Here is a 23,659-nt window from a genome sequence, read left to right as displayed (position 1 = left end):
GTTTTGCGCATTTAATGATTTTCTTTTCGCTTACGTAGTTCTGCTTCTCTTTCTTCAATAACTTCGGTTCTATCACGCATAGAATGACGGTGAATTAAATGTTTATTCTCTAAATCACTAGGAACCCCGTATGAAGAACCTAATTCTTCACATCGTTTCTTTACAAGGGATAGTAGCTGATCATGAATGATAGGAAGTTGTATACTTTGATAAGTTTCTCCCTTATTCATTTTATTTTCTAACCTTTCTAATAAGATGAGCATGCGCTCTTGGTCAAGACCATACGATTCTAAGTGATCTTGTTTGGCTTGAATGATATCATTGGCTTTGCCTAATGTTCGAAGAGCCCCTGATATGTTTCCTCTTCGATAATGGTAAAGGGAAACCGATAGTTGAATGAGTCCTACCCACAAGGATTGTTTATCTAAAGGCGTTTCTTCTTTCCAACGCTCTTCTAGTAGTTCGTGACACTCAAAGTAATCTCTTGTTCCGTGAAAATGAGCGAGATAGTCGATATATGCTTGATCATACATGGGAATAGCTCCTTATCTCTTTTTGATAACAGTGTACCATAGATGAAAAGCTGTAAGTCAAAGCCAGAACTTCTTACATATTATGTACAAATTAAATGGAAAACGCGTTAAGCTAATCAGCTTAACGCGTGAAATGAGGTTCTAGTACAACCAGCTAGCCCCTACGATGATTAGTAAAATGAACAACACAACGATTAACGCGAAACCTCCGCCGTATCCGTATCCACTCATTATGAATTCCTCCTTTTTTCTGTTAACGGATAAATGTTTTTTTGATAACATTTATCTTACAGTATTACTTTATGACGGCGGTGCATTTGACGTATGGGCGTTTGTACTGTAATTTGAATATTTAATTAGATGTTAGAAAGGAATAGCCTATGAACGATCGTTATACGGTTAAGATAGACGCCTTTGAAGGCCCATTAGACTTGCTATTACACTTAATCAATAGGTATGAAATTGATATTTATGATATTCCTGTTGCAGAGATCACAGAGCAATATGTATCTTATATACATACGATGCAACAGTTAGAGCTAGATGTCGCAAGTGAATATCTCGTTATGGCAGCAACTTTACTGGCTATGAAAAGTCAAATGCTTCTTCCCAATCAAGATATCGATCTTGAAGATGAAGAGTACGAGGAAGAAGATCCTCGTGAAGAGCTAATGAGAAGACTTATTGAATATCGAAAATATAAGGAAGCGGCAGATGGCTTAAAAGAACGTGAATTAGAAGCAAATCAAATCTATACGCGACCACCAAAAAGCTTAGACGAGTATCAAGGGGAAGACAAACCTGTAACAACGCAAGGTGATGTCACAATATATGATATGATCGGCGCTATGCAAAAACTATTTAAGCGTAAAAAGTTAGAGCAGCCCCTTGAGACAAGAGTGCAAAGACAAGAAATACCCATTCAAGACCGAATGGACGAAATCTTGACAGAAATTGAAAACCATAAACATGGAATTAGTTTCTATAATCTTTTCCCTGTACCTACGAGACCGCATATTGTAGTTACCTTTATAGCAATTTTAGAACTGATGAAAAGTAGAAAAATATTATGTGAACAATCTAGTCATTTTGAAGAACTAGTCGTGTATAAGATGGAGGAGTGACATGGAAGTACAGAAATATAAAGCTATAGTGGAAGGATTACTTTTTGCATCCGGTGATGAAGGGATGACTAAAAAGCAAATCGCTGATGTAATGGATTTAGATGATGAAACAGTTGAACTGGTATTAGATGAATTAAAATATGATTATGACCATGAGAATCGTGGTATTGCGATTATGCAGTCAAAAGCTTACTTTCATTTAACGACCAAACCAGAGCATGCTCCATATTTCCAACGCTTAGTGGAATCACCCCATGCATCACGACTTTCCCAAGCAGCACTTGAAACCTTGGCGATTATTGCTTATCAACAGCCCATTACCCGTACCGAAGTAGAGGAAGTGCGTGGTGTGAAAAGTGAGCGTCCAATTCAAACGTTAGTTACACGTAATTTGATTGAAGAGCGTGGTAGAAGAGAAGGTGCTGGAAGACCGATTCTTTACGGGACCACAACAGACTTCTTAACTTATTTTGGTTTAACTTCTATTGAAGAACTTCCTCCATTACCTGAAGCTGTCGAGCAGGGCGATGTAGAGGATGAAGCAGACTTATTCTTTGAGACGTTTCAGGGAATGGAAGAAGATCAAACAGAATGATCCGTCAATAAACACTCGTCATTGTGGCGAGTGTTTTCTTTACTCTTATTGAAATTGACCAATTCTTTCTTTTTGTCAGAATCATCAGAAATTACCATAGTATTATGTTAATATTAGATGTAATAAGAAAGGGGGAACATTCTAATGCAATTGCTTCAATGTAAAGGTGAGGAGTTAGAGAAAGAAAAAAAGAATTCTCCTGAAGATTTTTTTAATGAATCTATTGTTAAATACTTAGATAAGGGAAATGAACATGAGTTACGTGTACTCTATGTAAGGTATTTTGAGGAAGATCTATCTACGTTTACTCCTTTTGATGGGAATCCGGTTATGTCATTTGGAGATCAAACATTTGACTTAAAAGATATTGTGGCACTAGTAGCACTTATAAAAAAACCAGGTTTTAAACATAGAAAGAGGGTATATATCAATCAACAAGACGAATTTGAAGAAATATTTAAAGACCTTAAATGGGATAAAGTAAAACAGATTTGCATGAAATTGGCTGATGGAAAACCATATGAATTAGAATCAACGCTAGAGTTTAAGACATCATAAGAGTATCTACTCATAAAGGGAAAGCTCATTATTTTGGGAGGTCCTCTCATGAATAATCAAATGGTGCAATCACAGTTAGAAGACGTAAGAACGGTTTTGAACAATTCTGTACAACGAATTAGCTCTTACTTAAATCAACATTGTCTGGAACAAATGCTAAAAGAAGATGGAAGTGGAAATGAGGATTACTACTCTTCTCTATTGAAGGCACTTAGACGATTAGAAGTTTTTTGCGATGAGGCGCATGATGCCGTTCATTTCATTCTCAAGTCAGAAGTTTTTCGAAAGCCTGCCGCAGAAAAAACGTTATATGGTATATACCATCAATGTATTATGGAATTTTTCTCACCTAAAGGAGATATTTGGTACGAAAATAGTCGTGCTGCTTATACAGGGAAGAATACAATTATGTATCACCATACACCACCAGCCTCATTTGAAACGTTAATCCATTCTCTAGAGAATGGGTTTCAACAACTTCGTGAGGAATTAGCTTGTTATGAAACAGACTATCAAAGAAAAAGCTCTCCATCTTAATGGATGGAGAGCTTTTCACTTTTTCTGGGCGATAGGCATACGATAGGTCGAGGTGATTGTATGCATAAAGCCAAACAACAATATTTAAAATCTCTTCTTAATTGGGCAGAAGAAGTTGAGCAAAAAGTTAATGAAACCCATATGAGTGATGAAAACCGGAAAGAATGGAACAAGAAAATGAACTCTTGGAAAAGAGGTATTAAGAAAACACTAGAGCAAGAAGATGTGACAGATACTGATATTGTTCAATTACAAAAGCAAGGGAAAGAATTGATCTACAACTTAGAAGAATATTACGATCAAGAAAGACAAAATGGTTCTGTGAAAGTGGGACAGCATAAACTTCCACCACTTCCTTATCCGTATAATGCTCTAGAACCACATATATCAGAAGAAATCATGCGGCTTCACCATGATATCCATCACAAAAGTTATGTGGATGGGCTAAATAAAGCTGAGAAGAAGCTTCAACAAATTCGTCAAAGTGGAGATGCAGACCTTATTAAACATTGGATGAGGCAACAGGCTTTTAATGGCTCTGGTCATTTTCTGCACACGATCTTTTGGTTTAATATGAAGCCGAATGGTGGAGGAAAACCAAAAGGACCATTACTCAAGCAAATTGAAAGCGATTTTGGAAGTTTTCAAGCTTTTAAGAAAGAGTTTACTGAAGCGGCTAAGTCTGTAGAGGGTGTAGGTTGGGCCATTCTCGTTTGGGAAATGCGTTCTGGAAGACTTGCTATACAAACGGTTGAAAAGCATCAAATGTTCTCCTTATGGGATGTTATACCATTACTCGTGTTAGATGTATGGGAGCATGCTTACTATTTGCAGTATCAAACCAAACGCGGTGAATATGTAAACCATTGGTGGAATGTTGTGAATTGGGACGATGTTTCTAAACGATTTAATGAGGTCAAGGATGTAAATTGGACTTTATATTAGAATGAGAAATGAAGGTTTGACGTTTTTGTTGGAGAAACTTTTGAAGCAAAACCATTAAGAGATCAAACATAAAAGAGGAAGAAATCTAATTGATTTCTTCCTCTTTTATTATAGGTTAGAAATTATTTAACTATCTGGCAGTTATCTGGAATAAGCTGGTGCGGGGTGGTTCCGTTGCGTTTAAGCAGTGCGGCGGGCTGTGGAACGGGTTGCTTTCCCCGGAAGACCGATCGAGCTTCCTCCCTTTCTACCGGAGGAGTCAACCCGTTCCACAGCCCACCTTAGCCGAATGGTGATGAACGGAACCGCGGTGATATAGAGAGGTGATGCTTACGGACATCTGTTCCGTTATTTGCTTCAAATCACCTTGAAAAAGCCCATTTTGTCACAAATAAGGCACCATATGTCCGTAACGACTCTCAATATACCTTGAAAGTTCAAAATAAAGGAACAGATGTCCGTAAGGGTTAGAGCTCAAATAACTAGGGTCCGTTAACCTCCATAAACGCAAAGGGGTGAAGGAAACGGCAAACTCCAGTGGTAGCAAAGGACTGACGAGATCCCGCAGAGAGCTTGCGAACGAGGAAGCTCGGCTGGTCTTCCACAGGAGGCTTGCTGTTTCAATGAACCCCTTACTCTTTTCCAGCAACGGACCTCCACTGCACATTATCTCGAATCCAAGTCTTCCATATAAGGGGGCTACAATGGAATACATATAGAATAGCAAGCTATATAAGTGGATTTTCTCTAATAAATCTAAATACCATTTGTTATAAAACGACCTCCACATTTTGTATCAAAATAATTCATATGCCTGTCCTTCTAGCATAAATATGTACAAAGCATATTGAATGGGAGGACTACCCTTGAAACGAAAGTCGATCTTCATACTAACATTGTGCTTAACCATGCTAATCGCCCCATTACAGGCTTATGCAAAGTCTAAGCCGAATGTTTCAGCACGTAATGCTGTACTCATGGAGCAAGAAACGGGACGAGTTTTAATGGAAAAAAGAGCACATGAAAAACGTAATATAGCAAGTATCACTAAAATTATGACAGCGATTGTTGCGATTGAATCAGGTAACTTAGATGAAAAAGCAACTGCTTCACGAAAAGCTGTCTATACAGAAGGGTCATCGATCTACCTCGAACAAGGAGAGAAGATGTTACTAAAGGATTTAGTGTATGGTCTCATGTTACGCTCTGGAAATGATTCTGCAGTTGCCATTGCGGAAAAGGTTGGGGGAAGTCTCGAAGGTTTTGTCCATATGATGAATGAAAAGGCTGATTGGATCGGAATGACCAATACGAAATTTGCTAACCCCCATGGACTGGACCAGGAAGGACATTATTCCACAGCTTATGATATGGCACTTCTTATGCGTTATGCTATGCAAAATGACATGTTTCGTAAAATTTCCGGAACTACTACTTATAAAGCAGACTCCAGGGTTTACGCTTGGGGCAACAAAAATAAATTGCTAACGAAATACTATGATTACTGTACAGGTGGTAAGACAGGCTACACAAAAACCGCTGGGCGTACACTAGTCACAACCGCTAAGAAAGATGATATGGAACTTATTATGGTAACCCTTAATGGTCCGGATGATTGGAATGACCATAGTCATGCTTTTGAATGGGGATTCAAAGAATATAAAATGAAAGAAATTCGCAAAGAAGGAGAATACGACCTAGACTCAGATGACGAGAATACAATGGGTTATTTATGGGAAGATGTGCGAGTTCCTCTTACAAAAGAAGAGGTAGGTCAATTATCTGAAAGGGTTATTACAGCTCATACAGACGGATTATCATCTCTTTCATCAGTAGTTGGAAAAGCTGTTTATACAGTTAATGGAGAACAGATTGAGGCCGTTTCAATCATGTCATCCCCTGAAGATAAGGATCGATCATATTTTGATCAACTTATTCAAGTCATTAAATCTATGGCAGGAGCCTATTAAATGGTTAACCTCATATGGGTGGCAATGGCAGCAATAGGTGTTTTTTATGCCATGATTAATGGGACGATGGAAGATGTAAACGAAGCACTTTTTAAAAGTGCTGATGATGCCGTCATGTTATCCATTGGGCTCATTAGTGTATTAGTTTTCTGGCTTGGTCTTATGAAGATTGCAGAGGCGTCTGGTTTACTTGAGGGGATGTCGAGATTATTTAGACCTTATATAAAGCGTCTTTTCCCTGACATCCCACCTGACCATCCAGCTATGGGTTATATTTTATCCAACATATCTGCGAATCTGTTTGGGTTAGGAAATGCAGCTACACCAATGGGCATTAAGGCAATGGAACAAATGAAAAAGTTAAGTGGTTCTGATCGTGCCAGTCGATCTATGATTACGTTTTTAGCCATTAACACATCGAGTGTTACGTTAATTCCAACGACTGTTATTGCTATTCGAATGAAATACGATTCCATTTCACCGACTGAAATTGTAGGTACGACGATAATCGCTACTCTTATATCAACTTTAGGAGCCATAATCGTTGACCGTATTTTTCACATCATTCGTACACGGAGGAATGAATCATGAGTATTGTTACTACCGTAAGTACTTGGCTAATCCCTTGCATCATTTTACTTGTGTTACTTGTTGGGACCTGGAAGAGGGTTCCGACTTACGAGACGTTTGTAGAAGGTGGTAAGGAAGGGGTACAAATGGCAATATCCCTTCTTCCTTTTTTATTAGGGATGATGGTATCTATTGCAATTTTTCGTGCATCTGGTGCAATGGAGGCTTTTGTTTCTATATTGAACCCTTTTCTGAGCATGATAGGTATCCCCAGTGATATTATTCCATTAGCTATGGTACGTCCGATTTCAGGTACAGCTGCCTTAGGAATGACCACCGAGCTTATTTCAACACATGGTCCAGATTCGTTTATTGGTAGATTGGCTTCAACTATGCAGGGTAGCACAGATACTACTCTTTATATCATAACGGTCTATTTTGGTGCAGTAGGAATTAAACGTATGGGAGATGCCTTAAAGGTTGGACTGATAGCAGATTTTATTGGTATAATGGCTTCAATCATCGTAGTGTCAATTGTTTTTGGATAATAAAAGCGTTAAGATAGGTAAGGTGCTTATTAATAAGCCTTTAAACATAACGTTATAAAGAAGTAAGTTACAGGAAACAACTACTTTTAACCTATAAAGGTCGGAAGTAGTGTTTTCTATTGGAAATAAAAAAGAATGTACGGCTCCAGTTAATATAGGATAACCATACATACGAACGAAAAAGGAGATTCATTTATGTCTGAAAATCGAGAACGTTTACAAAAGGTAATTGCAAATAGTGGTTTTACATCGAGAAGAAAAGCTGAGGAGCTTATTCAGGATGGTCAAGTTAAGGTGAATGGAAAGGTCGTTACGGAGCTTGGTACTAAGGTTGGTCCTAACGAGAAAGTAGTTGTGAATGGTATTCCAATTGAAAAAGAAGAGCCTGTCTATCATTTGCTCTATAAACCTCGTGGTGTTATTTCCAGTGTAGAGGACGACAAGGGTCGTAAAACTGTTCTAGACTTTTTCCCACAGGTTACACAACGTATCTACCCTGTGGGTCGACTTGATTATGATACATCAGGACTCATCATTCTTACAAATGATGGTGAATTTGCACAATCTCTTATGCACCCGAAACACGGTATTGATAAAGTATATGTGGCGAAAGTGAAAGGTATTCCAACCAAAGAAGAACTACATGAATTGAAAAAAGGGATAGAAGTTGATGGAGAATTTTTGAAAGCTGTTCACACGAAGATTTTATCTACTGACCGCAAAAAAGGGACAGCAATCGTTCAAATGATTTTACATGAAGGAAAAAACCGTCAAATCCGCAGAATGTTTGAGGCAATGGGATATCCAGTTGCTAAACTAAAACGTGAACGCTATGCCTTTCTTACGACACAAGGGCTTCAGCCAGGAGAAAGTCGAGAGTTAACTCCATATGAAGTCAAGATGTTAAAAAAGGCTGCGAGCGAAAATGTTAACTAAACTTTCAAATTTTCAAACCGTTTTCAATGATATAATGACCAGGGGGAGTGACAAGCATGGCTAATAAAAACAAAAAGAAAAATAGGCTTATCTTCCGGATCATTGTATTAATTGTACTTGCTGCTGCAACGGTCTTTGCATTGTATTCTACATTAACCAAGGGTGATCAAGAGGTCATACGAGAAGGAGATCAAGCTCCTAACTTTCAATTAAAAACAGTAAATATGGAACAAGATACTTTATCACTAGGTGAATTAGAAGGAAAAGGTGTTATGTTAAACTTCTGGGGGACATGGTGTCCACCTTGTAAGAAAGAGATGCCATACATGCAAGAGTTGTATCCTGAGTACAAAGAAAAAGGTGTCGAGATTGTAGCGGTTAGTTTAGATGATAGTCGACTAGTCATTGAAGATTTCTTAAACGACTATGGCCTGACATTTCCAATTCTTCATGATAAAACGTATCAGGTGAATGACGCCTATGGAGTAGGATACTTACCAGCAACATTTTTTATTAATGAAGATGGAGAAGTTGTAAACAAAGTCGTTGGTGGATTGACACTAGATAAATTAGAAGGTCATTTACAAGAAATCGTACCAGAATCTTAAGCGCACCTAGAAGATTGAGAGGGTAACGCAATGAACAAAATTAAGTGTGAATGCGGACACATTAATCCTGAAGGTACTGTGCTTTGTGAATCATGCGGAAAGCCTGTGGAACAAAACCAACATATTGATGGTAATAAACATAATAAGCTTTTAAATATGCGCTATGATGGAAGTGCACGCCGTTCCCAAACCTATAATAAATCGTTCGTGGATAAGATTTGGAATTTTTTCTCATCTGTTAAAGTAGGTGTATGGTTGATCGCCATAACATTATTGGCTTCATCTTTAGGAACCATTTTTCCTCAAGAGATGAATAATCAATCGGCTTTGCCTGCAGATGAGTATTACGAAGTGAACTACGGATTAGCTGGGAAAATCTATTACCAACTTGGATTCCATGATCTATATGGTTCTTGGTGGTATATGTTGCTGATTGCTTCAATTGGAATTTCTCTTGTTATTTGTAGTATTGATCGTGTAGTCCCTTTATATAGAGCTTTGAAGAAGCAGAAACCTGTAAGACACGAATCCTTTTTAAAGCGACAACGCGTCTTTGGAGAAGCTGAAAATGTTACAGATGAAGAGAAAGCAACCCTTTTAAAACAGCTTAAGGAACGCCGCTTTAAAGTAATGGAACAAGACGGCCACCTATTAGCGGAAAAAGGACGCTTTTCAAGGTGGGGTCCTTATGTAAATCACATTGGTCTTATCATTTTCTTAATCGGAGCTCTTCTTCGATTTGTGCCTGCTATGTATGTAGATGAACAATTGTGGGTACGTGAAGGGGAAACAGAAGTGATCCCAGGTACAGAAGGAGAATACTACATAAAGAACGAGGATTTCTTTGTAGAAGTATATGATGAAAACGATGAGCGGTATAAGGAAGCCATTCAAAAAGAGGGTGGCAGTGTACCGAAAAATTATCAAACTGATGCTGTTCTCTATCAACGTACAGATGATTCGCTTCCAGGGGCAGAACCAGAGCTAGAAAAGGTGAAAGAGGGATCTATTCAAGTAAACCGACCATTAAAGATCGATGGATTTGGTCTCTATCAAACAACTTATCAATTAAATGAATTCAAATCGATGTCATTTAAGTTACATGAAAAAGGTGACCCAAACGAAGAGTCACTTGGTGAGATTACAGTTGATCTCATTGATCCTAAAAAAGAATATAAGCTTGATAATGGCTATCGTGTTGTTTTGGACAAATACTATCCTGAATTTAAAATGGAGAATGGTGAACCGATTACAGAATCGAAGTATCCAAGAAATCCAGCTTTAGTGTTTAATATCTATACACCTGAAAATCCAAATGAACCTGAGGTAAGCATGTTAGGAGTAGGGTTTAACATTGATCCTTCTGAGTCAAATGACTATAAGCTTGGCATAACAAATGTTGAAATGAGAGATGTTACAGGTTTAACCATTACCAAAGATCTTACTCTACCGATACTTGGTTTAGGCGGATTCATCTTTATGATTGGTGTTATTCAAGGCATGTATTGGAACCATCGACGTATTTGGGTGCAACCTCGTGAAAACGGCTTATGGATAGCGGGTCATACGAATAAAAACTGGTATGGATTAAAACGAGATATCCAACAAGTTATTGCTGGGACAAGTATTCCTGAGCCTAATGATCAGCTTGAACGTAAAGAATAACCGACTTGATAAAGGAGGTTAAGGAGGAATAGGAATGGAACTAAGTACAATAAGCAGTTATTTGTTATACACTGCATTTGTCCTTTATTTAATTGCTACGGTCTTTTTTGCTGCTACAATTAAAGAACAAGAAAAAGCCACAAAGTATTCGAAAGCCGGTAACATTGGGATTGCGATTACAATTATAGGCTTTATCTCACAGGTAGGGTATTTTATTACAAGGTGGATTGCGAGCCAACACGCACCTGTAAGTAACTTATTTGAGTTTACAACCTTCTTCGGTATGATGTTTGTATTTGCATTTATTGTTATTTACTTTATCTACCGTTTTCACTTGCTAGGGCTATTCACTTTGCCTGTAGCATTATTAATTATTGCGTATGCATCAATGTTTCCAAGAGAAATTTCACCATTAATACCAGCACTTAAAACACATTGGCTGTACATTCACGTTACAACAGCAGCGATTGGAGAAGCGATTTTAGCTGTCAGCTTTGCTGCAGGTCTTATTTACTTAATACGAACAATTGATCAATCCACATTGAATAAGAAAACGTTTTGGTTAGAATTCATTATTTATACACTTTATGCCACTATAGGATTTGTTCTTATTACAATCGCGTTCCGTATAGGTGGATATGAAAATGTATTTGAATTCCAAGCTACCGATAATGATGGTCAGGAGATTACAGTACAATCAGAATATACTTTACCTCCATTATTTGGACCTCATGATCATAAACAACTTACAGAAGGAGCTATGAAACCATTAGTAGAAGTTCCGGGTTGGTTGAAAGGTGAACAAGCAGCTAGAAAGCTTAATACACTTGTTTGGTCAATTATCACAGGATTAGCTTTGTATGGTCTCACATTACTTATTTTACGTAAGAGAGTAGCTGCCTGGATTCAACCTGCATTACATCGTGTAAATCCAGACCTTGTTGATGAAGTATCATACCGTGCAGTTGCAATTGGTTTCCCGGTGTTTACGCTTGGAGCTTTAATCTTTGCAATGATTTGGGCTCAACAAGCTTGGAACCGTTTTTGGGGTTGGGATCCTAAAGAAGTGTGGGCATTAATCACTTGGTTATTCTATGCTTGGTTTTTACACTTGCGACTTTCTAACGGTTGGCATGGAGAGCGTTCAGCATGGTTAGCCGTGATCGGGTTTGCAATCATTATGTTTAACCTGATTGCAGTAAATCTAATTATTGCAGGATTACACTCTTATGCCTAGAATTACAATAAAGAGGCTGCGAATCGTTAGATTTGTAGCCTTTTTTACACATTAAGAATGATTAAGCAAAAGGGGGAGCTCTGACATGGAACAGGGATCAAAAATTTTAGTAGTTGATGATGAGGAACGTATTCGCCGATTAATTAAAATGTATCTTGAAAGAGAAGCTTTTGAAGTAACAGAGGCGGAAGATGGAGAAGAAGCATTAAAAATCGCTTTAGAAGAAGATTTTGATGTGATTTTATTAGATTTAATGCTACCTGGTATAGATGGAATAGAGGTTTGTAAGGAGTTACGTGAAAAGAAGGCTACTCCAGTTATTATGCTTACGGCTAAAGGAGAAGAGTCCAACCGTGTTCAAGGGTTTGAGGTTGGTACAGATGACTATATCGTTAAGCCATTCAGTCCAAGAGAGGTCGTTTTACGTGTGAAAGCACTCCTACGTCGTTCTTCCTCAACAAAATTCTTACAAACAGAAACAGCTGCTAAAGATGTAATTGAGTTTGAACACCTTACAATAGATAACGATGCCCATCGTGTATTAGCAGATGGTAAAAATGTAAGTTTAACACCAAAGGAATATGAATTATTACTATTTCTAGCTCAATCTCCCGATAAAGTCTTTGACCGCGAGGAACTTCTAAAAGAAGTATGGCAATATGAATTTTTCGGAGATCTTCGTACAGTCGATACACACGTGAAACGTTTACGTGAAAAATTAAGCAAAGTATCTAAAGATGCTGCAAAAATGATCGTAACTGTATGGGGTGTCGGATATAAATTTGAGGTTGTGGGTGACTAATGTTTTGGCGGAGTGTCGTTGGTAAGCTATGGTTTACCATTTTACTTCTAGTATCCTTTGTTTTATTTATATTAACTGTGCTGTTGCTTGAGTTCTTTGAAAATTATCATGTCTTTCAAGCTGAACAAGAGCTAATGCAGTCAGCTGAAAAGATCTCCAACATTGTAGAAGAACATGAAGATCGTGATTTAGCGCTGTCCATCGCAGAGCAAGTAATAGATCCATCTAGTCGTATAGTCATTGTCTTTAGTCAGGATGATTACTGGGAATCTGACCAATTTAATGATTCGATTCCAGATGTACCAGTGAAGTGGATCTTCCATCATGAAACGTTGTCGCAAGTATTAACACAAAGAGAACCAATTAAACAGGAAGAGGTTGTACCTACTACAAACACTAACATCATGATTGTTGGTCACCCTCTTCAAAGAGATGGTGGAGCTGTTTATGTCTACCAATCATTAAAGTTTGTTGAAAAAACGACTTCACAGACGACTAAGATCATATTGTTAGGTGCTGGCATAGCCATTATATTAACGACTATTTTTGCTTTCTTTTTATCGACTAGGATTACTGCGCCACTTCGTAAAATGAGAGAAGGGGCATTTGAGTTAGCAAGAGGCGAATTTAATACGAAAGTTCCGATTTTAACCCATGATGAAATCGGGGAATTAGCTATGGCTTTTAATCGTATGGGGCGACAATTTAAATTCCATATTAATGCACTTAATCAGGAAAAAGAGCAGTTATCAGGTATTTTGCGATCTATGGCAGATGGTGTTATTACATTGAATCGAAGCGGTAATATGCTTGTTACTAATCCGCCTGCAGATCAATTTATAGAGGCATGGCATTACGAAAACTATGGTTACTCTCATGGCAAAGAGTTACCTGAAGAACTTCAAAAGATGTTGCAAGAGGTAATCTCTTTAGAAAAAGAAGTAATGACTGAACTAAATATACAAGGGCGTAGTTGGGTTGTTATTATGACTCCACTTTACGACCGCTCTTTTGTTCGTGGTGCAGTTGCTGTACTTAGGGATATGACTGAGGAGCGTCGATTGGATAAACTTCGTAAAGATTTCATAGCCAACGTGTCTCATGAATTACGAACACCTATTTCAATGTTGCAAGGTTATAGTGAAGCGATTGTAGATGATGTAGCAGAGAGTCCAGAAGATAAAAATGAACTTGCTAAAATCATTTATGATGAATCTCTAAGAATGGGACGTTTGGTTAATGAGTTGTTGGACCTTGCTCGAATGGAAGCAGGACATATTCAATTAAATCAGGAATCTGTTTATATTCCAGACTTTGTAGAAAGAATCACGAAGAAGTTTCAAGGTATGGCATACCAACATGATGTAAATTTGTCTCTAAAAATTGCGGATAATGTCGATTATACGGTTATGGATCCGGATCGAATTGAACAAGTCCTTACGAATTTAATTGACAATGCAATTCGACATACACAATCTAGCGGAGATGTTTTGGTTTCAATTGGAAGTCTTGATGATTATATTCAATTTTCTGTTACAGACTATGGAGCTGGAATTGCAGAAGAAGATCTTCCATTTGTTTTTGAGCGTTTTTATAAAGGGGACAAATCTAGAAAAAGGGAAGAAGGTAAATCCGGAACAGGTCTTGGCCTAGCTATTGCTAAAAATATCGTAGAAGCTCACAAAGGGGTTATCTCCGTTCATAGTAAAGTGGATGAAGGGACTACCTTTATGTTTAAAATCCCAAAATATAGCGAAAGATAGCCAGATTTGGCGAACAATCTTGTTCCCTATGAAACAAATTTGCACAAATGTACCTTTGCTTCGATGGTAAGGTATGCTAATATGTTTAATGACAACACAATATGTAGGATGAAGGTGCTCAGAAGATATTTGAGCTTAAAAGGGAATCTGGTTAAAAGCCAGAACTGTCCTCGCAACTGTAAGTGTGTACGAAAGGGAGTTCCACTGTACGGAATGACGTATGGGAAGGGCCCGAAGTAGGATGATGCACAAGTCAGTAGACCTGCCTGAATCTAGCGTTTCAAAGCTTCGAGGATTGAGCGTTTGAGACGACCGGGATTAAACATGGCATTTTATTTAATATAAATGATCATGGAATAACAGTCGTACTCAAAAGCTTTTCTCCATAGCGGGAAAAGCTTTTTCTTTTATATTTCCTGGACGTCCAACGTCTGATCCTCTCCATTAGGCAATGAAACCACTAATTTTTTTGGGAGAGGTTGGATGAAAATGAAACAAATGTTACGTGTGATGATTGTAAGTTTATTTATGCTAGGGGCTCTAGCAGCGTGTGGTGGAGAAGAGTCACCAACCACAACTAGTGAGAACAACAATGAAACGAAACAAGAAGAAAAACAAGAAGAAAAGCAAGAAGAAAAACAAGAAGTTGTCCAAGTAACTGTATCTCAAAACAATGGAGAGAAAGTTATTGCTGAAAAGGAAGTTGAAATTGAAGAAGGTACTTCTGTTATGGAAGTTATGAAAAATAACTTCGAGATCAAAGCAGCAAGCGGCGGATTTATCACCACAATTGAAGGTGTAAAAGCTAAACAAAGCGAAAAAATGGCTTGGTTTTACACCGTAAATGGAAAAGAAGCAGAAGTGGGAGCGAAGGAATACGAACAAGAGCCAGGTGATAAAGTGGTTTGGGATATGCATAGCTGGGAGTGATCGTGTGAAAACGCAAAAACTAACTTTACTGGCTATGTTAGCAGCACTGGCTACAGTAGGAAGAATATTATTTTCTAGCTTATTCTACCTACCAAATGTTCAACCTGTTAGCACCTTAGTCATCATTTGCGGAATATGGTTAGGGCCAGTTGAAGGGGTTATTTTAGCTGTTTTATCTACGATATTATCTAACCTTGTACTAGGAATGGGAATATGGACACTCCCTCAAATACTCTGTTGGGGGATTATTGGATTGATCAGTGGCCTCATAGGTAAGTATCGTAAATCAATGCCTATTTGGGTTTTAGCATTCTTTAGTGCTCTTGTAGGGTATGGTTACGGTTTAGTTATGTCACTAACTTATGGAACAATTGGTAATCATTTCTGGGCTTATTATTTAAGTGGTCTTATGTATGATACGTATCATGCCGTTGGGAATGTTATCTTTATGGTTCTTTTATATCCTGTTCTTTCGAAATTATTTATTCGTTTTTTGGAGAAAGACGATAAGAATGTAAAGTCTTTTAATTCATTAAAAGAAGTAAACCATCTCTAAAATAGTAAATGAACCTAACTGCTTTCATATAAGTATTACTAAAGGGCATTGAATCGCTATTCGATTCAATGCTTTTTTTTTATTCCTAAAGTGTGTGAATTCAGGTGTATAAAATCACCAAATGGTTGTTTTTCCCTATTCAAATTAAGGAAAATATTTTATAGTAATGAAGTGTGAAACTTTTTGGATACATAAACGACTATATCTTATGAACGGAGGTTCATGAATGAAATCGGTCTTTCAAGAGCTCTATGAGAATTACCATAAAGACGTCTTTCAATTTTTATTTTATATGGTAAAAAACCGGGAACAAGCTGAGGATCTCGTTCAAGAAGTATATATTAAAGTAATGAATTCTTATGATCGCTTTAAAGGTGATAGTAGTGAAAAAACATGGCTTTTCTCTATTGCGCGTCATGTAGCGATTGATCATTTTAGGAAGCAAAAACGTAAACGTAACCGTGTGCTTGAATTCTTTGACTGGAGTGAGAAGGGACATCTTATTCAGGATGACCAACCAGAACCTGAAGAAGTAGCTCTTCAAAATGAAGAAATCCAGAAAATTTATAGATGCTTAGACCGTTGTTCCTTAGATCAAAAGAGTGTGATTATATTGCGATATATTCAATCCATGTCAATCCAAGAAACCGCTGATATATTAGGTATGAGCGTGAGTAAGGTGAAAACGACACAACATCGAGGAATGAAGACACTTCAAAAACTCATGCAAGAGGATCAAGAGGAGGGGATAAACAGTGAAGCAAAATAAGAACTACACCGAAGATGACTTACAAAACCTCCTGCAAAATATGCCAGAAGTTGAAGATCGTCAAACACCAGATGAACTGTATAATAATATATCCTCTCGTTTGAATTCGGCAGAACCTGTTAAAACACCATTTTATAAACAACCTTGGTTAGTGACAACCGTATCAGCAGCTGCAGTCTTGTTGTTTATTATAACCACGATGTCTTGGCTGTTTGACGGGACGTATGATACTGCAGAAAATTCAGGAGAGTCTTCTAGTGATGAAGCCAATCTAGAAGGTTTCCAAGAAGAAAGTAAGTCTTCCACATCAGAAGGTGGAGATAATTCCGCTGATGGTAATAGTGATGGTTCTAATCAAGACCAGGCAGACACATATGAAAGTAAGGCTGATGAGGGTACCCACCAGAATGGCGACCAAAATAATAAAGAAGCAAATATCAACTCTATTGCCCCTTCAGAGGAAGAAGAATCAAGTGATAGTAGCTCGGATGGTGCCCCTTCGAATGAATCAAATCATAACGAGTCATCTGAAGCGAATATCACTAGTAAAGAAGAAGGTGAGAAGCAAAAGAAGGAAATAGGTGGTCACCGTAAACTCGAGGAATCCTATGTATTTGCTAATCGACCTCATGACAAGTTTGCTACAGTAGCGGTGATGGGTGCTGATTCGAATGTGATGATCCCAATTACAATTATTGCACCACCTAATTGGGGATCTGTAAATGAAGTATATAACTCTATTGCGAGATCTGTAAAAGCAGATGAGTGGGGCATTCAAGAGTATGCCTTTAAAGATGTAACATTTAATCTAAAAAAAGATGAGAACCTTGTTGTGGCGAATTTCCCAAAAAGTTATTCATTGCCAGAAGGAGAGACTAAGGAACAGAATTTTATTAATGCTCTTAAGGAAATGTTTCGACCACATGGTATTCAAACGATTCAGTTACAACGAGAAGGAAACACTGGACTGAACTTTTCTAATATTGGGGTTCAGAAAGAAATTCAAATTGAAGAGTTGAGTGGTAGAGCCTATATGTTCTACCAAAATGGTGAGAATAGACCAGGCTTTTTAGCACCTATTTCAATAAAAGAAAAAACCATTGCTAATGCTTTGAAGCTAATGAAAAAAGGTGTACCAGCTAAGTATGTTAAGCCGGTTATTCCTCAAAGTGTAACGTTCAAGTCAATTACGGCACAAGGTGACACATTACAGGTCACTTTAACGAATGATTCAAACTTTGGTGACAAACCTCTTGCGATGATAGAAGCGCTTCTAATGACAGCTAAATCATATGGATATACAGAGGTTAAGTTTAATAATGCACCAAAACAAAAATACGGATACGGTGCTTACAATCTAAATGAAGCAATTCAAGTTCCTGATTTATTAAATCCAAAGCCTTTTAACTTTCCACCAGGAACAGCACCTTGATTGATAGCTAAGCAGTTCTGTTTTGTAGTACAAACTCATGTTGTACTACCTAATGGAACTGCTTTTTCTTATTCAGTTATATGGCAGTTATGTGGAATAACTGTTTTAGTGAGAGAGGCGGTTCCGTTGCTATTGTGGAGTACGGTGGGCTTGGGAACGGGTTGCTTTCCCCGGACGAACGATCGAGCCTCCTCATCCGCTACGCTTCTTGCGGGGTCTCGCTCGCCCGTTTTTCCGGAGGAGTCAACCCGTTCCCAAGCCCACCTTAGCCGAATGGAGATTAACGGAACCGCAGCGATATGAGGAGGTAATGCTTACGGACATTTGATCCGCTATTTCACCTTAAAATGGTTTTTCTAAAGAGCTTACGGACATTCATTCCGCTAATTGCTGCAAATCACCTTAATAAAGAGCAATCTGTCACAAATAAGGTACCATATGTCCGTAACGACTCTCGAAATGCCTTAAAAGTTCAAAATAAAGGAACAGATGTCCGTAAGGGTTAGAGCTCAAATAACTAGGGTCCGTTAACCTCCATAAACGCAAAGGGGTGAAGGAAACGGCAAACTCCAGTGGTAGCAAAGGGCTGACGAGATCCCGCAGAGAGCTTGCGAACGAGGAAGCTGAAAGTAAATAATGAAGATCGACTAAGACCGCCACATCGTGTGGCAACGTCGACCTACCCCACGTCGTGTGGGGCAGCAGGAGGCTTGCCGTTTCAATGAACCCCTTACTCTTTTCCAGCAACGGACCTCCACTGCACATTATCTCGAATCCAAGTCTTCAACATAAGGGGCCTTTAATAGAATAAGTAAAATAAAAAAGCAGTGCACTCATGATGCACTGCTTTTCCTATTAAAGTTATTACCCTTTATAACGAGCTAGGCAATCGTCGATAAGCTTGTTTGCTGCTTCAACGCCTTCCCATTCTCCGATTTCTGTAATCTTACCTTGAAGATCTTTATACGTCTTGAAGAAATGAGCAATCTCTTCAAGTTTGTGTTGAGGTACATCATCTAGTGTGTGTACATCTTTGAAACGAGGATCTTCTGTTGGTACAGCTAGAAGCTTCTGGTCTTCTTCACCATCATCAATCATGTTTAGGAATCCGATAACGCGAGATTCAATAACACAACCAGGGAATGTTGGATTTGTTACTAGTACTAATGCATCTAAAGGGTCATCATCTAACGCGAGTGTTTCATCAATGTACCCATATTCAGCTGGATAGAATTGAGAAGAGAATAGTACACGGTCTAGTTTAAAGACACCTTGTTCTTTATCATATTCATATTTGTTTTGACTTCCTGTCGGAATCTCGATAAACACGTCTAATACTTTATTTTCAGCCATACGACATCCTCCTATTGATACAAAATTTATGTATGTGCCTACGGCTTCATATTATATCAACATTTTAGTAGGAAGGAAAGTAGAGAACGTGTTAAAATATTGTTATCGAAATAAGATTGGAATGGTGACACAAATGGATCAACAAATGATCGTTGAACAACTTTCGTCAAAACTAAAGCTTGTACGTGTGGAGAATGGGTACACACAGGATCGCATGGCAGTGATTTTAGGAATCTCTAAAAAAACACTTGTCCAAATCGAAAAGGGTCGCACTGGAGCAGGATGGACGACTGTTGTTGCAATGTGTGCACTATTTCGAGACAGCGAAGTTATTCAAAACACACTTGGAGCTGAACCGATTGAGGTTTTGGAAACAGTAGCTCATGAGCATGTTGATCGTCCGAAACAACGAACTATGGGCGGTAAAGTTTGGTGGTCAAAAGTAGAAGAACGAGGTGGCTTTACACTTCAGCAAAATGTAATTAGCCAACATTATCGAATAATCGATGATCAATTCTACCGATATTTTAGTTCTTTTGATCAAGAAGAAGCGTTAGACAAACTGAAAAAACTTTCAATATCATAACATATAAAAATCCCTCCACTTTGTAGTGAAGGGATCTAAACAATTATTCAAACTTCGTTGCATCTCCATCAAATGGTTCATCTGCAATTTTGATGGAATCTGTTGGGCAACCATCAAAGGCATCTTCCATGTCTTCATGAAGAACTTCTGGAATTTCAACGATTCCTTGGTTATCGTCAAGTGTCACGTAAGCAATACCTTCATCGTCGTAATCATAGATATCTGGAGCCGCCGCACCACATGCACCGCAAGCAATGCAGGTCTCTTTGTCAACAATTGTGTACTTAGCCATGTCTCATACCCTCCTATAAAATCATGATCCGAAAAGGATCTATTAATACATATATAAGTATCCTGATTTGGAAACATTCGCCTCAATCTTATTGTAAAGCTACTTTTTAAACTTTTCAACATTAAATCGTCTAGGGGACGGGCCACATCAGGATATAAAATATCGCTTAAAAAAGTGAGGTAGCTACATTGTTTCAACATTTATTAATACATAGTATTTCCGCATTTAAAGGTGAGCGAACAGAAGCCGCCATCTATCATATGCTTGTAGGTAAACGATCATCCCAAACTTTCCAAGATATTCACGCTTATAACCTCACTTCTTTATTTGGAATTTGCCGCTCACTAAAGAGAGAAGAGCTACACCAAGAACTTCTAGATCTTCAAGCTAAAGGGTTTATTCTAGAGGAGCAGGGTCAATATCTGGTTACATCACATGGGTTATCTGAGATACAACGCGACACTGTCGAGTCAATTCAATGGCTAAATGGTTTACAATACCATCAAATGGACCAATTATTTTGGTCGCGATTTTTATTATTTGTTCAGACAGCTTCAAATATTGAACAAGGTCAGAATCAATTTATTCCAATCGATGAACGAAAAGAGATCCTACAATGGGTGAAAACAAAATATCAACATGAAAAACATGATTTACAAAATCTCCTCGATCACCTATACAATGAAATACACGACTTGTTTTCTCAGTTCCCGTCATGGCTAGCAGAATTTTTGACTCAACGAATGACAGGGGTTCACCGGTATGGATTGAGTAAAGAGCAGCTTGCATTTCATTTTGACTTAAAAAAGCTAGATGTTGATGTTTATTTAACATCAGCCATTCACTTTCTACTGCATAATGTTTTGAACGCTCCTCAATCCTATCCATTTTTATTTGGTTTTTGTAATGACTTGGTTCAAGAATTACCGATAACACAATCGGCTAAAAAAACGTTAGAATTACTTCGAAAAGGTCACCCATTTGAAACCATTACAAGAATTAGACGTTTAAAAACCAGTACAATTCAAGATCATGTCGTTGAAATTGCCTTGGTGGATCCCTCTTTCTCAGTTGAACAATTTGTTTCAACCGAAGCGGTACAAAACATTTCCCGTGTGGCAAATCACTTAAACACCAACAAATTAAAGGTCATTAAAGAAGCTTTGGAAGATGATTATAGTTATTTTCAGATCCGTTTAGTATTAGCATCACAGTAGAGGTGGATTTTTTATGAATACATTACGATTAGAAGATCATTTACAACGAGCTTTTGGCTATACTTCTTTTCGTGAGGGTCAAAAAGAAATTATTGAAGACTTAATGAAAGGGGAGGACGTACTAGGAATTCTACCAACAGGAACTGGTAAGTCCATGTGCTATCAACTCCCTTCTATACTTATGGAAGGGACTGTCATAGTCGTATCACCTCTTATATCATTAATGGTTGACCAAGTGAAGCAATTAAAACAGCAAGGTTATAAACAGGTCACAGCGATCAACAGTTTTCTTGATTTTCAACAAAAGAAAGATATCATGACAAGGCTGAGCGCTTATCAATTAATATATTGTTCACCTGAGATGCTTCAAAACAATTACTTTTTACAACAGCTTGAAGAACAAGTAAATGTTTCTCTTTTCGTCATTGACGAAGCTCATTGTATTTCACAATGGGGGCACGAATTTCGGCCGGATTATTTAAAACTAGATCGAGTATTACGACGTTTAGGTGAACCCCGTGTTTTGGCATTAAGTGCAACAGCTCCTATGGTAGTTCAGCAGGATATTATGGTGCAAATTGGCCGGCCAAACATGAAGAAGCACATTTATCCCATGGATCGCGAAAACATTGCTTTTGCTATAGAACACTTAGATAGTATGCAAGATAAACTAGAAAGAATGAAACAGGTGCTATCTGAAGGTCGTGTACCAGCTATGATTTACTTTACCAGTAGGCAATGGACAGAAAAGGCTGCTTATGAGCTATCTCATGCTTTAAGTGATCTAAGGATTGCCTTTTATCATGGAGGAATGGAACAAACGGACCGTTTATTGATCCAACAACAATTTATGAACAATCAATTGGATGTAATATGCTGTACAAGTGCCTTTGGTATGGGAGTGAACAAGCCAGATATTCGACTGATTATACATGCCCATATTCCTTCTCAAGTAGAATCATTTTTACAGGAAATCGGACGTGCAGGGCGAGATGGGAAGCAAAGTGTTAGTTTAACGTTGTATGCACCCGGGGATGGTGAAATTCCTCGGAAGTTATTTGAAAGTGAGTTGCCAGATGAACATACCATTCAAAAAGTCATGAATTATTTAGCTTATCTTGCTAATGAAAATAAGTTCCTTCCACTTCAAGATAGTGAAGTCGAATCATTTTTAGAAATAAATGAAATTCATTGGCGGTTTTTAAAATATCAATTCGAGAAACATGATATGATAGATGGAAGAAGTATTCTCTATGATGAAAATGAATGGAATAAAGCTTTTCAACATATTCAAGCCTTTATTGAAGAAAGAATGAATCTGAAGCAGCAGAAGCTCTCAAGGCTACTTCATTGGGTTCATCAAAATGAGTGTAGGCGAACGTATTTGTATGAGCCTTTTCAATCTTCTCTAAAAGAGCCAACCGGCTTCTGTTGTGATTATTGCGATTTTCGTTTTGATAAATGGTTTGTAAAACATCAAACACCTGCCCCAGAAACATTGAATTGGGAAATGGAGCTAAAAAGGATTTTTGTACAAGGGGATTATAATGAAGTGGACAAACCAAGCTGAAATCATAAAACAATTATCTGATCGTCAAGTGGTGAACCATTTATATTTAACTCAAGGGATTATCCTTGCGATTACAGTGATTGCAAGTTTATTTTTATTTCCTTCATTGACGAAATGGCTAGATTTATGGAAGTATGATGTTAATGAAATCTTAATTTATGGTGTTTCAGCAGGGTTTATTGTTCTTATTATTGATGTATTATTAATGATTGTCCTTCCTAAAAGATTTTATGATGATGGAGGAATTAATCAGAAAGTATTCCGTAATCGACCGGTTTTAGAAATATTATGGATTGCTTTCCTTGTTGCTTTTGCTGAGGAGCTCTTATTCAGGGGGGTAATTCACACAACATTTGGCTATATTACTGCAAGCATTGCTTTTGGATTCATGCATATTCGCTATTTAACAAAACCAGTTTTACTTATATCTGTTCTTTTAATTAGCTTTTATTTAGGGTGGATGTTTGAAGTTACAAGTAATTTATTTGTAACCATTACAGCACATTTTATGATTGATTTTATATTAGGACTCTTGATTCGTTTTAAAATAATGGGGTGATGGG

The 23,659-nt window shown here is 37.8% G+C and carries 27 protein-coding genes and 1 riboswitch; of the genes, 23 read left to right on the top strand and 4 right to left on the bottom strand.

What is annotated here, in order from left to right:
- Positions 1-11 precede the first annotated feature (11 nt).
- Together GS400_RS11270 and GS400_RS11265 are read right to left on the bottom strand one after the other, a co-directional pair.
- Entirely contained in the window at positions 12-533 is a 522-nt protein-coding gene (locus GS400_RS11270) for a DUF309 domain-containing protein (protein ID WP_160101816.1), read from the bottom strand.
- 141 nt (positions 534-674) lie between these two features.
- Positions 675-764, bottom strand: coding sequence for a YjcZ family sporulation protein (locus GS400_RS11265; protein WP_084103087.1), 90 nt, complete (start codon positions 762-764; stop codon positions 675-677).
- A gap of 149 nt (positions 765-913) precedes the next feature.
- Here GS400_RS11265 and GS400_RS11260 point away from each other — a divergent pair, with 149 nt between their 5' ends.
- From GS400_RS11260 to GS400_RS11170, 19 genes are all read left to right on the top strand, one after another.
- Positions 914-1,657 (top strand): segregation/condensation protein A, encoded by a 744-nt coding sequence (locus GS400_RS11260; protein WP_160101813.1) that lies wholly within the window; start codon positions 914-916, stop codon positions 1,655-1,657.
- 1 nt (position 1,658) lies between these two features.
- Positions 1,659-2,252, top strand: a complete 594-nt coding sequence (scpB, locus tag GS400_RS11255) for an SMC-Scp complex subunit ScpB (RefSeq protein WP_160101810.1) — start codon at positions 1,659-1,661, stop codon at positions 2,250-2,252.
- A 144-nt stretch (positions 2,253-2,396) separates the two neighbouring features.
- Positions 2,397-2,810 (top strand): hypothetical protein, encoded by a 414-nt coding sequence (locus tag GS400_RS11250; protein ID WP_160101808.1) that lies wholly within the window; start codon positions 2,397-2,399, stop codon positions 2,808-2,810.
- 48 nt (positions 2,811-2,858) lie between these two features.
- Entirely contained in the window at positions 2,859-3,347 is a 489-nt protein-coding gene (locus tag GS400_RS11245) for a DUF3907 family protein (protein WP_160101806.1), read from the top strand.
- Positions 3,348-3,407: 60 nt separating this feature from the next.
- A complete protein-coding gene (locus GS400_RS11240; RefSeq protein ID WP_160101803.1) occupies positions 3,408-4,292 on the top strand; it encodes a superoxide dismutase in 885 nt (294 codons plus the stop codon).
- Between the two features lie 866 nt (positions 4,293-5,158).
- The gene (locus GS400_RS11235; protein WP_304608234.1) at positions 5,159-6,262 is read left to right on the top strand and encodes a D-alanyl-D-alanine carboxypeptidase family protein; all 1,104 of its coding nucleotides are present in this window, start codon (positions 5,159-5,161) and stop codon (positions 6,260-6,262) included.
- Entirely contained in the window at positions 6,263-6,853 is a 591-nt protein-coding gene (locus GS400_RS11230; RefSeq protein WP_160101800.1) for a nucleoside recognition domain-containing protein, read from the top strand.
- Complete coding sequence (locus GS400_RS11225; RefSeq protein WP_160101797.1) at positions 6,850-7,380, top strand: spore maturation protein; 531 nt, start codon at positions 6,850-6,852, stop codon at positions 7,378-7,380. The genes GS400_RS11230 and GS400_RS11225 overlap by 4 nt, the downstream gene beginning before the upstream one ends.
- Positions 7,381-7,575: 195 nt before the next feature.
- Positions 7,576-8,316, top strand: a complete 741-nt coding sequence (locus GS400_RS11220; protein WP_160101794.1) for a pseudouridine synthase — start codon at positions 7,576-7,578, stop codon at positions 8,314-8,316.
- Positions 8,317-8,372: 56 nt separating this feature from the next.
- The gene (gene resA / locus GS400_RS11215; protein WP_160101791.1) at positions 8,373-8,924 is read left to right on the top strand and encodes a thiol-disulfide oxidoreductase ResA; all 552 of its coding nucleotides are present in this window, start codon (positions 8,373-8,375) and stop codon (positions 8,922-8,924) included.
- Positions 8,925-8,954: 30 nt separating this feature from the next.
- Complete coding sequence (locus GS400_RS11210) at positions 8,955-10,589, top strand: cytochrome c biogenesis protein ResB (protein ID WP_160101788.1); 1,635 nt, start codon at positions 8,955-8,957, stop codon at positions 10,587-10,589.
- Between the two features lie 34 nt (positions 10,590-10,623).
- Positions 10,624-11,826: a c-type cytochrome biogenesis protein CcsB gene (gene ccsB, locus GS400_RS11205; RefSeq protein ID WP_160101785.1), complete on the top strand. Its 1,203-nt coding sequence runs from the start codon at positions 10,624-10,626 to the stop codon at positions 11,824-11,826.
- An 85-nt stretch (positions 11,827-11,911) separates the two neighbouring features.
- On the top strand, positions 11,912-12,628 hold the full coding sequence (locus GS400_RS11200; protein WP_027446821.1) for a response regulator: 717 nt from the start codon (positions 11,912-11,914) through the stop codon (positions 12,626-12,628).
- A complete protein-coding gene (locus tag GS400_RS11195) occupies positions 12,628-14,391 on the top strand; it encodes an ATP-binding protein (RefSeq protein WP_160101782.1) in 1,764 nt (587 codons plus the stop codon). Before GS400_RS11200 ends, GS400_RS11195 begins: the two co-directional genes overlap by 1 nt.
- 95 nt (positions 14,392-14,486) lie before the next feature.
- Positions 14,487-14,676, top strand: a riboswitch (cobalamin riboswitch).
- 198 nt (positions 14,677-14,874) lie between these two features.
- Complete coding sequence (locus tag GS400_RS11190) at positions 14,875-15,321, top strand: DUF4430 domain-containing protein (RefSeq protein ID WP_160101780.1); 447 nt, start codon at positions 14,875-14,877, stop codon at positions 15,319-15,321.
- 4 nt (positions 15,322-15,325) lie between these two features.
- Positions 15,326-15,877: an ECF transporter S component gene (locus GS400_RS11185; protein ID WP_160101777.1), complete on the top strand. Its 552-nt coding sequence runs from the start codon at positions 15,326-15,328 to the stop codon at positions 15,875-15,877.
- Between the two features lie 226 nt (positions 15,878-16,103).
- On the top strand, positions 16,104-16,646 hold the full coding sequence (sigX, locus tag GS400_RS11180) for an RNA polymerase sigma factor SigX (protein ID WP_160101774.1): 543 nt from the start codon (positions 16,104-16,106) through the stop codon (positions 16,644-16,646).
- Positions 16,633-18,078: a hypothetical protein gene (locus GS400_RS11175; protein ID WP_160101772.1), complete on the top strand. Its 1,446-nt coding sequence runs from the start codon at positions 16,633-16,635 to the stop codon at positions 18,076-18,078. The genes sigX and GS400_RS11175 overlap by 14 nt, the downstream gene beginning before the upstream one ends.
- Before the next feature lie 347 nt (positions 18,079-18,425).
- Complete coding sequence (locus tag GS400_RS11170; protein WP_160101769.1) at positions 18,426-18,584, top strand: hypothetical protein; 159 nt, start codon at positions 18,426-18,428, stop codon at positions 18,582-18,584.
- Between the two features lie 358 nt (positions 18,585-18,942).
- On the opposite strand, the gene GS400_RS11165 is transcribed toward GS400_RS11170, so the two are convergent.
- Positions 18,943-19,431 (bottom strand): inorganic diphosphatase, encoded by a 489-nt coding sequence (locus GS400_RS11165; protein WP_160101766.1) that lies wholly within the window; start codon positions 19,429-19,431, stop codon positions 18,943-18,945.
- A 133-nt stretch (positions 19,432-19,564) separates the two neighbouring features.
- Between GS400_RS11165 and GS400_RS11160 the strand changes: the two genes are divergently transcribed.
- The gene (locus tag GS400_RS11160) at positions 19,565-20,017 is read left to right on the top strand and encodes a helix-turn-helix transcriptional regulator (RefSeq protein ID WP_160104599.1); all 453 of its coding nucleotides are present in this window, start codon (positions 19,565-19,567) and stop codon (positions 20,015-20,017) included.
- 43 nt (positions 20,018-20,060) lie between these two features.
- On the opposite strand, the gene GS400_RS11155 is transcribed toward GS400_RS11160, so the two are convergent.
- Positions 20,061-20,309 (bottom strand): ferredoxin, encoded by a 249-nt coding sequence (locus GS400_RS11155; RefSeq protein WP_027446813.1) that lies wholly within the window; start codon positions 20,307-20,309, stop codon positions 20,061-20,063.
- 188 nt (positions 20,310-20,497) lie between these two features.
- Here GS400_RS11155 and GS400_RS11150 point away from each other — a divergent pair, with 188 nt between their 5' ends.
- Genes GS400_RS11150 through GS400_RS11140 form a run of 3 tightly spaced genes read left to right on the top strand, consistent with a single transcriptional unit; the run spans position 20,498 to position 23,655 of the window.
- A complete protein-coding gene (locus tag GS400_RS11150; RefSeq protein ID WP_160101763.1) occupies positions 20,498-21,526 on the top strand; it encodes a YpbB family protein in 1,029 nt (342 codons plus the stop codon).
- Between the two features lie 13 nt (positions 21,527-21,539).
- Positions 21,540-23,096, top strand: a complete 1,557-nt coding sequence (locus GS400_RS11145; RefSeq protein WP_160101761.1) for a RecQ family ATP-dependent DNA helicase — start codon at positions 21,540-21,542, stop codon at positions 23,094-23,096.
- Positions 23,074-23,655 (top strand): CPBP family intramembrane glutamic endopeptidase, encoded by a 582-nt coding sequence (locus GS400_RS11140; RefSeq protein WP_160101758.1) that lies wholly within the window; start codon positions 23,074-23,076, stop codon positions 23,653-23,655. The genes GS400_RS11145 and GS400_RS11140 overlap by 23 nt, the downstream gene beginning before the upstream one ends.
- Positions 23,656-23,659: the final 4 nt, after the last annotated feature.

Origin of the sequence: Pontibacillus sp. HMF3514 (genome assembly GCF_009858175.1) — a bacterium.
Lineage (GTDB): Bacteria > Bacillota > Bacilli > Bacillales > BH030062 > Pontibacillus.
The sequence above is the reverse complement of the archived record's forward strand: the minus strand, read 5'-3'. Positions and strand labels throughout refer to the sequence as shown.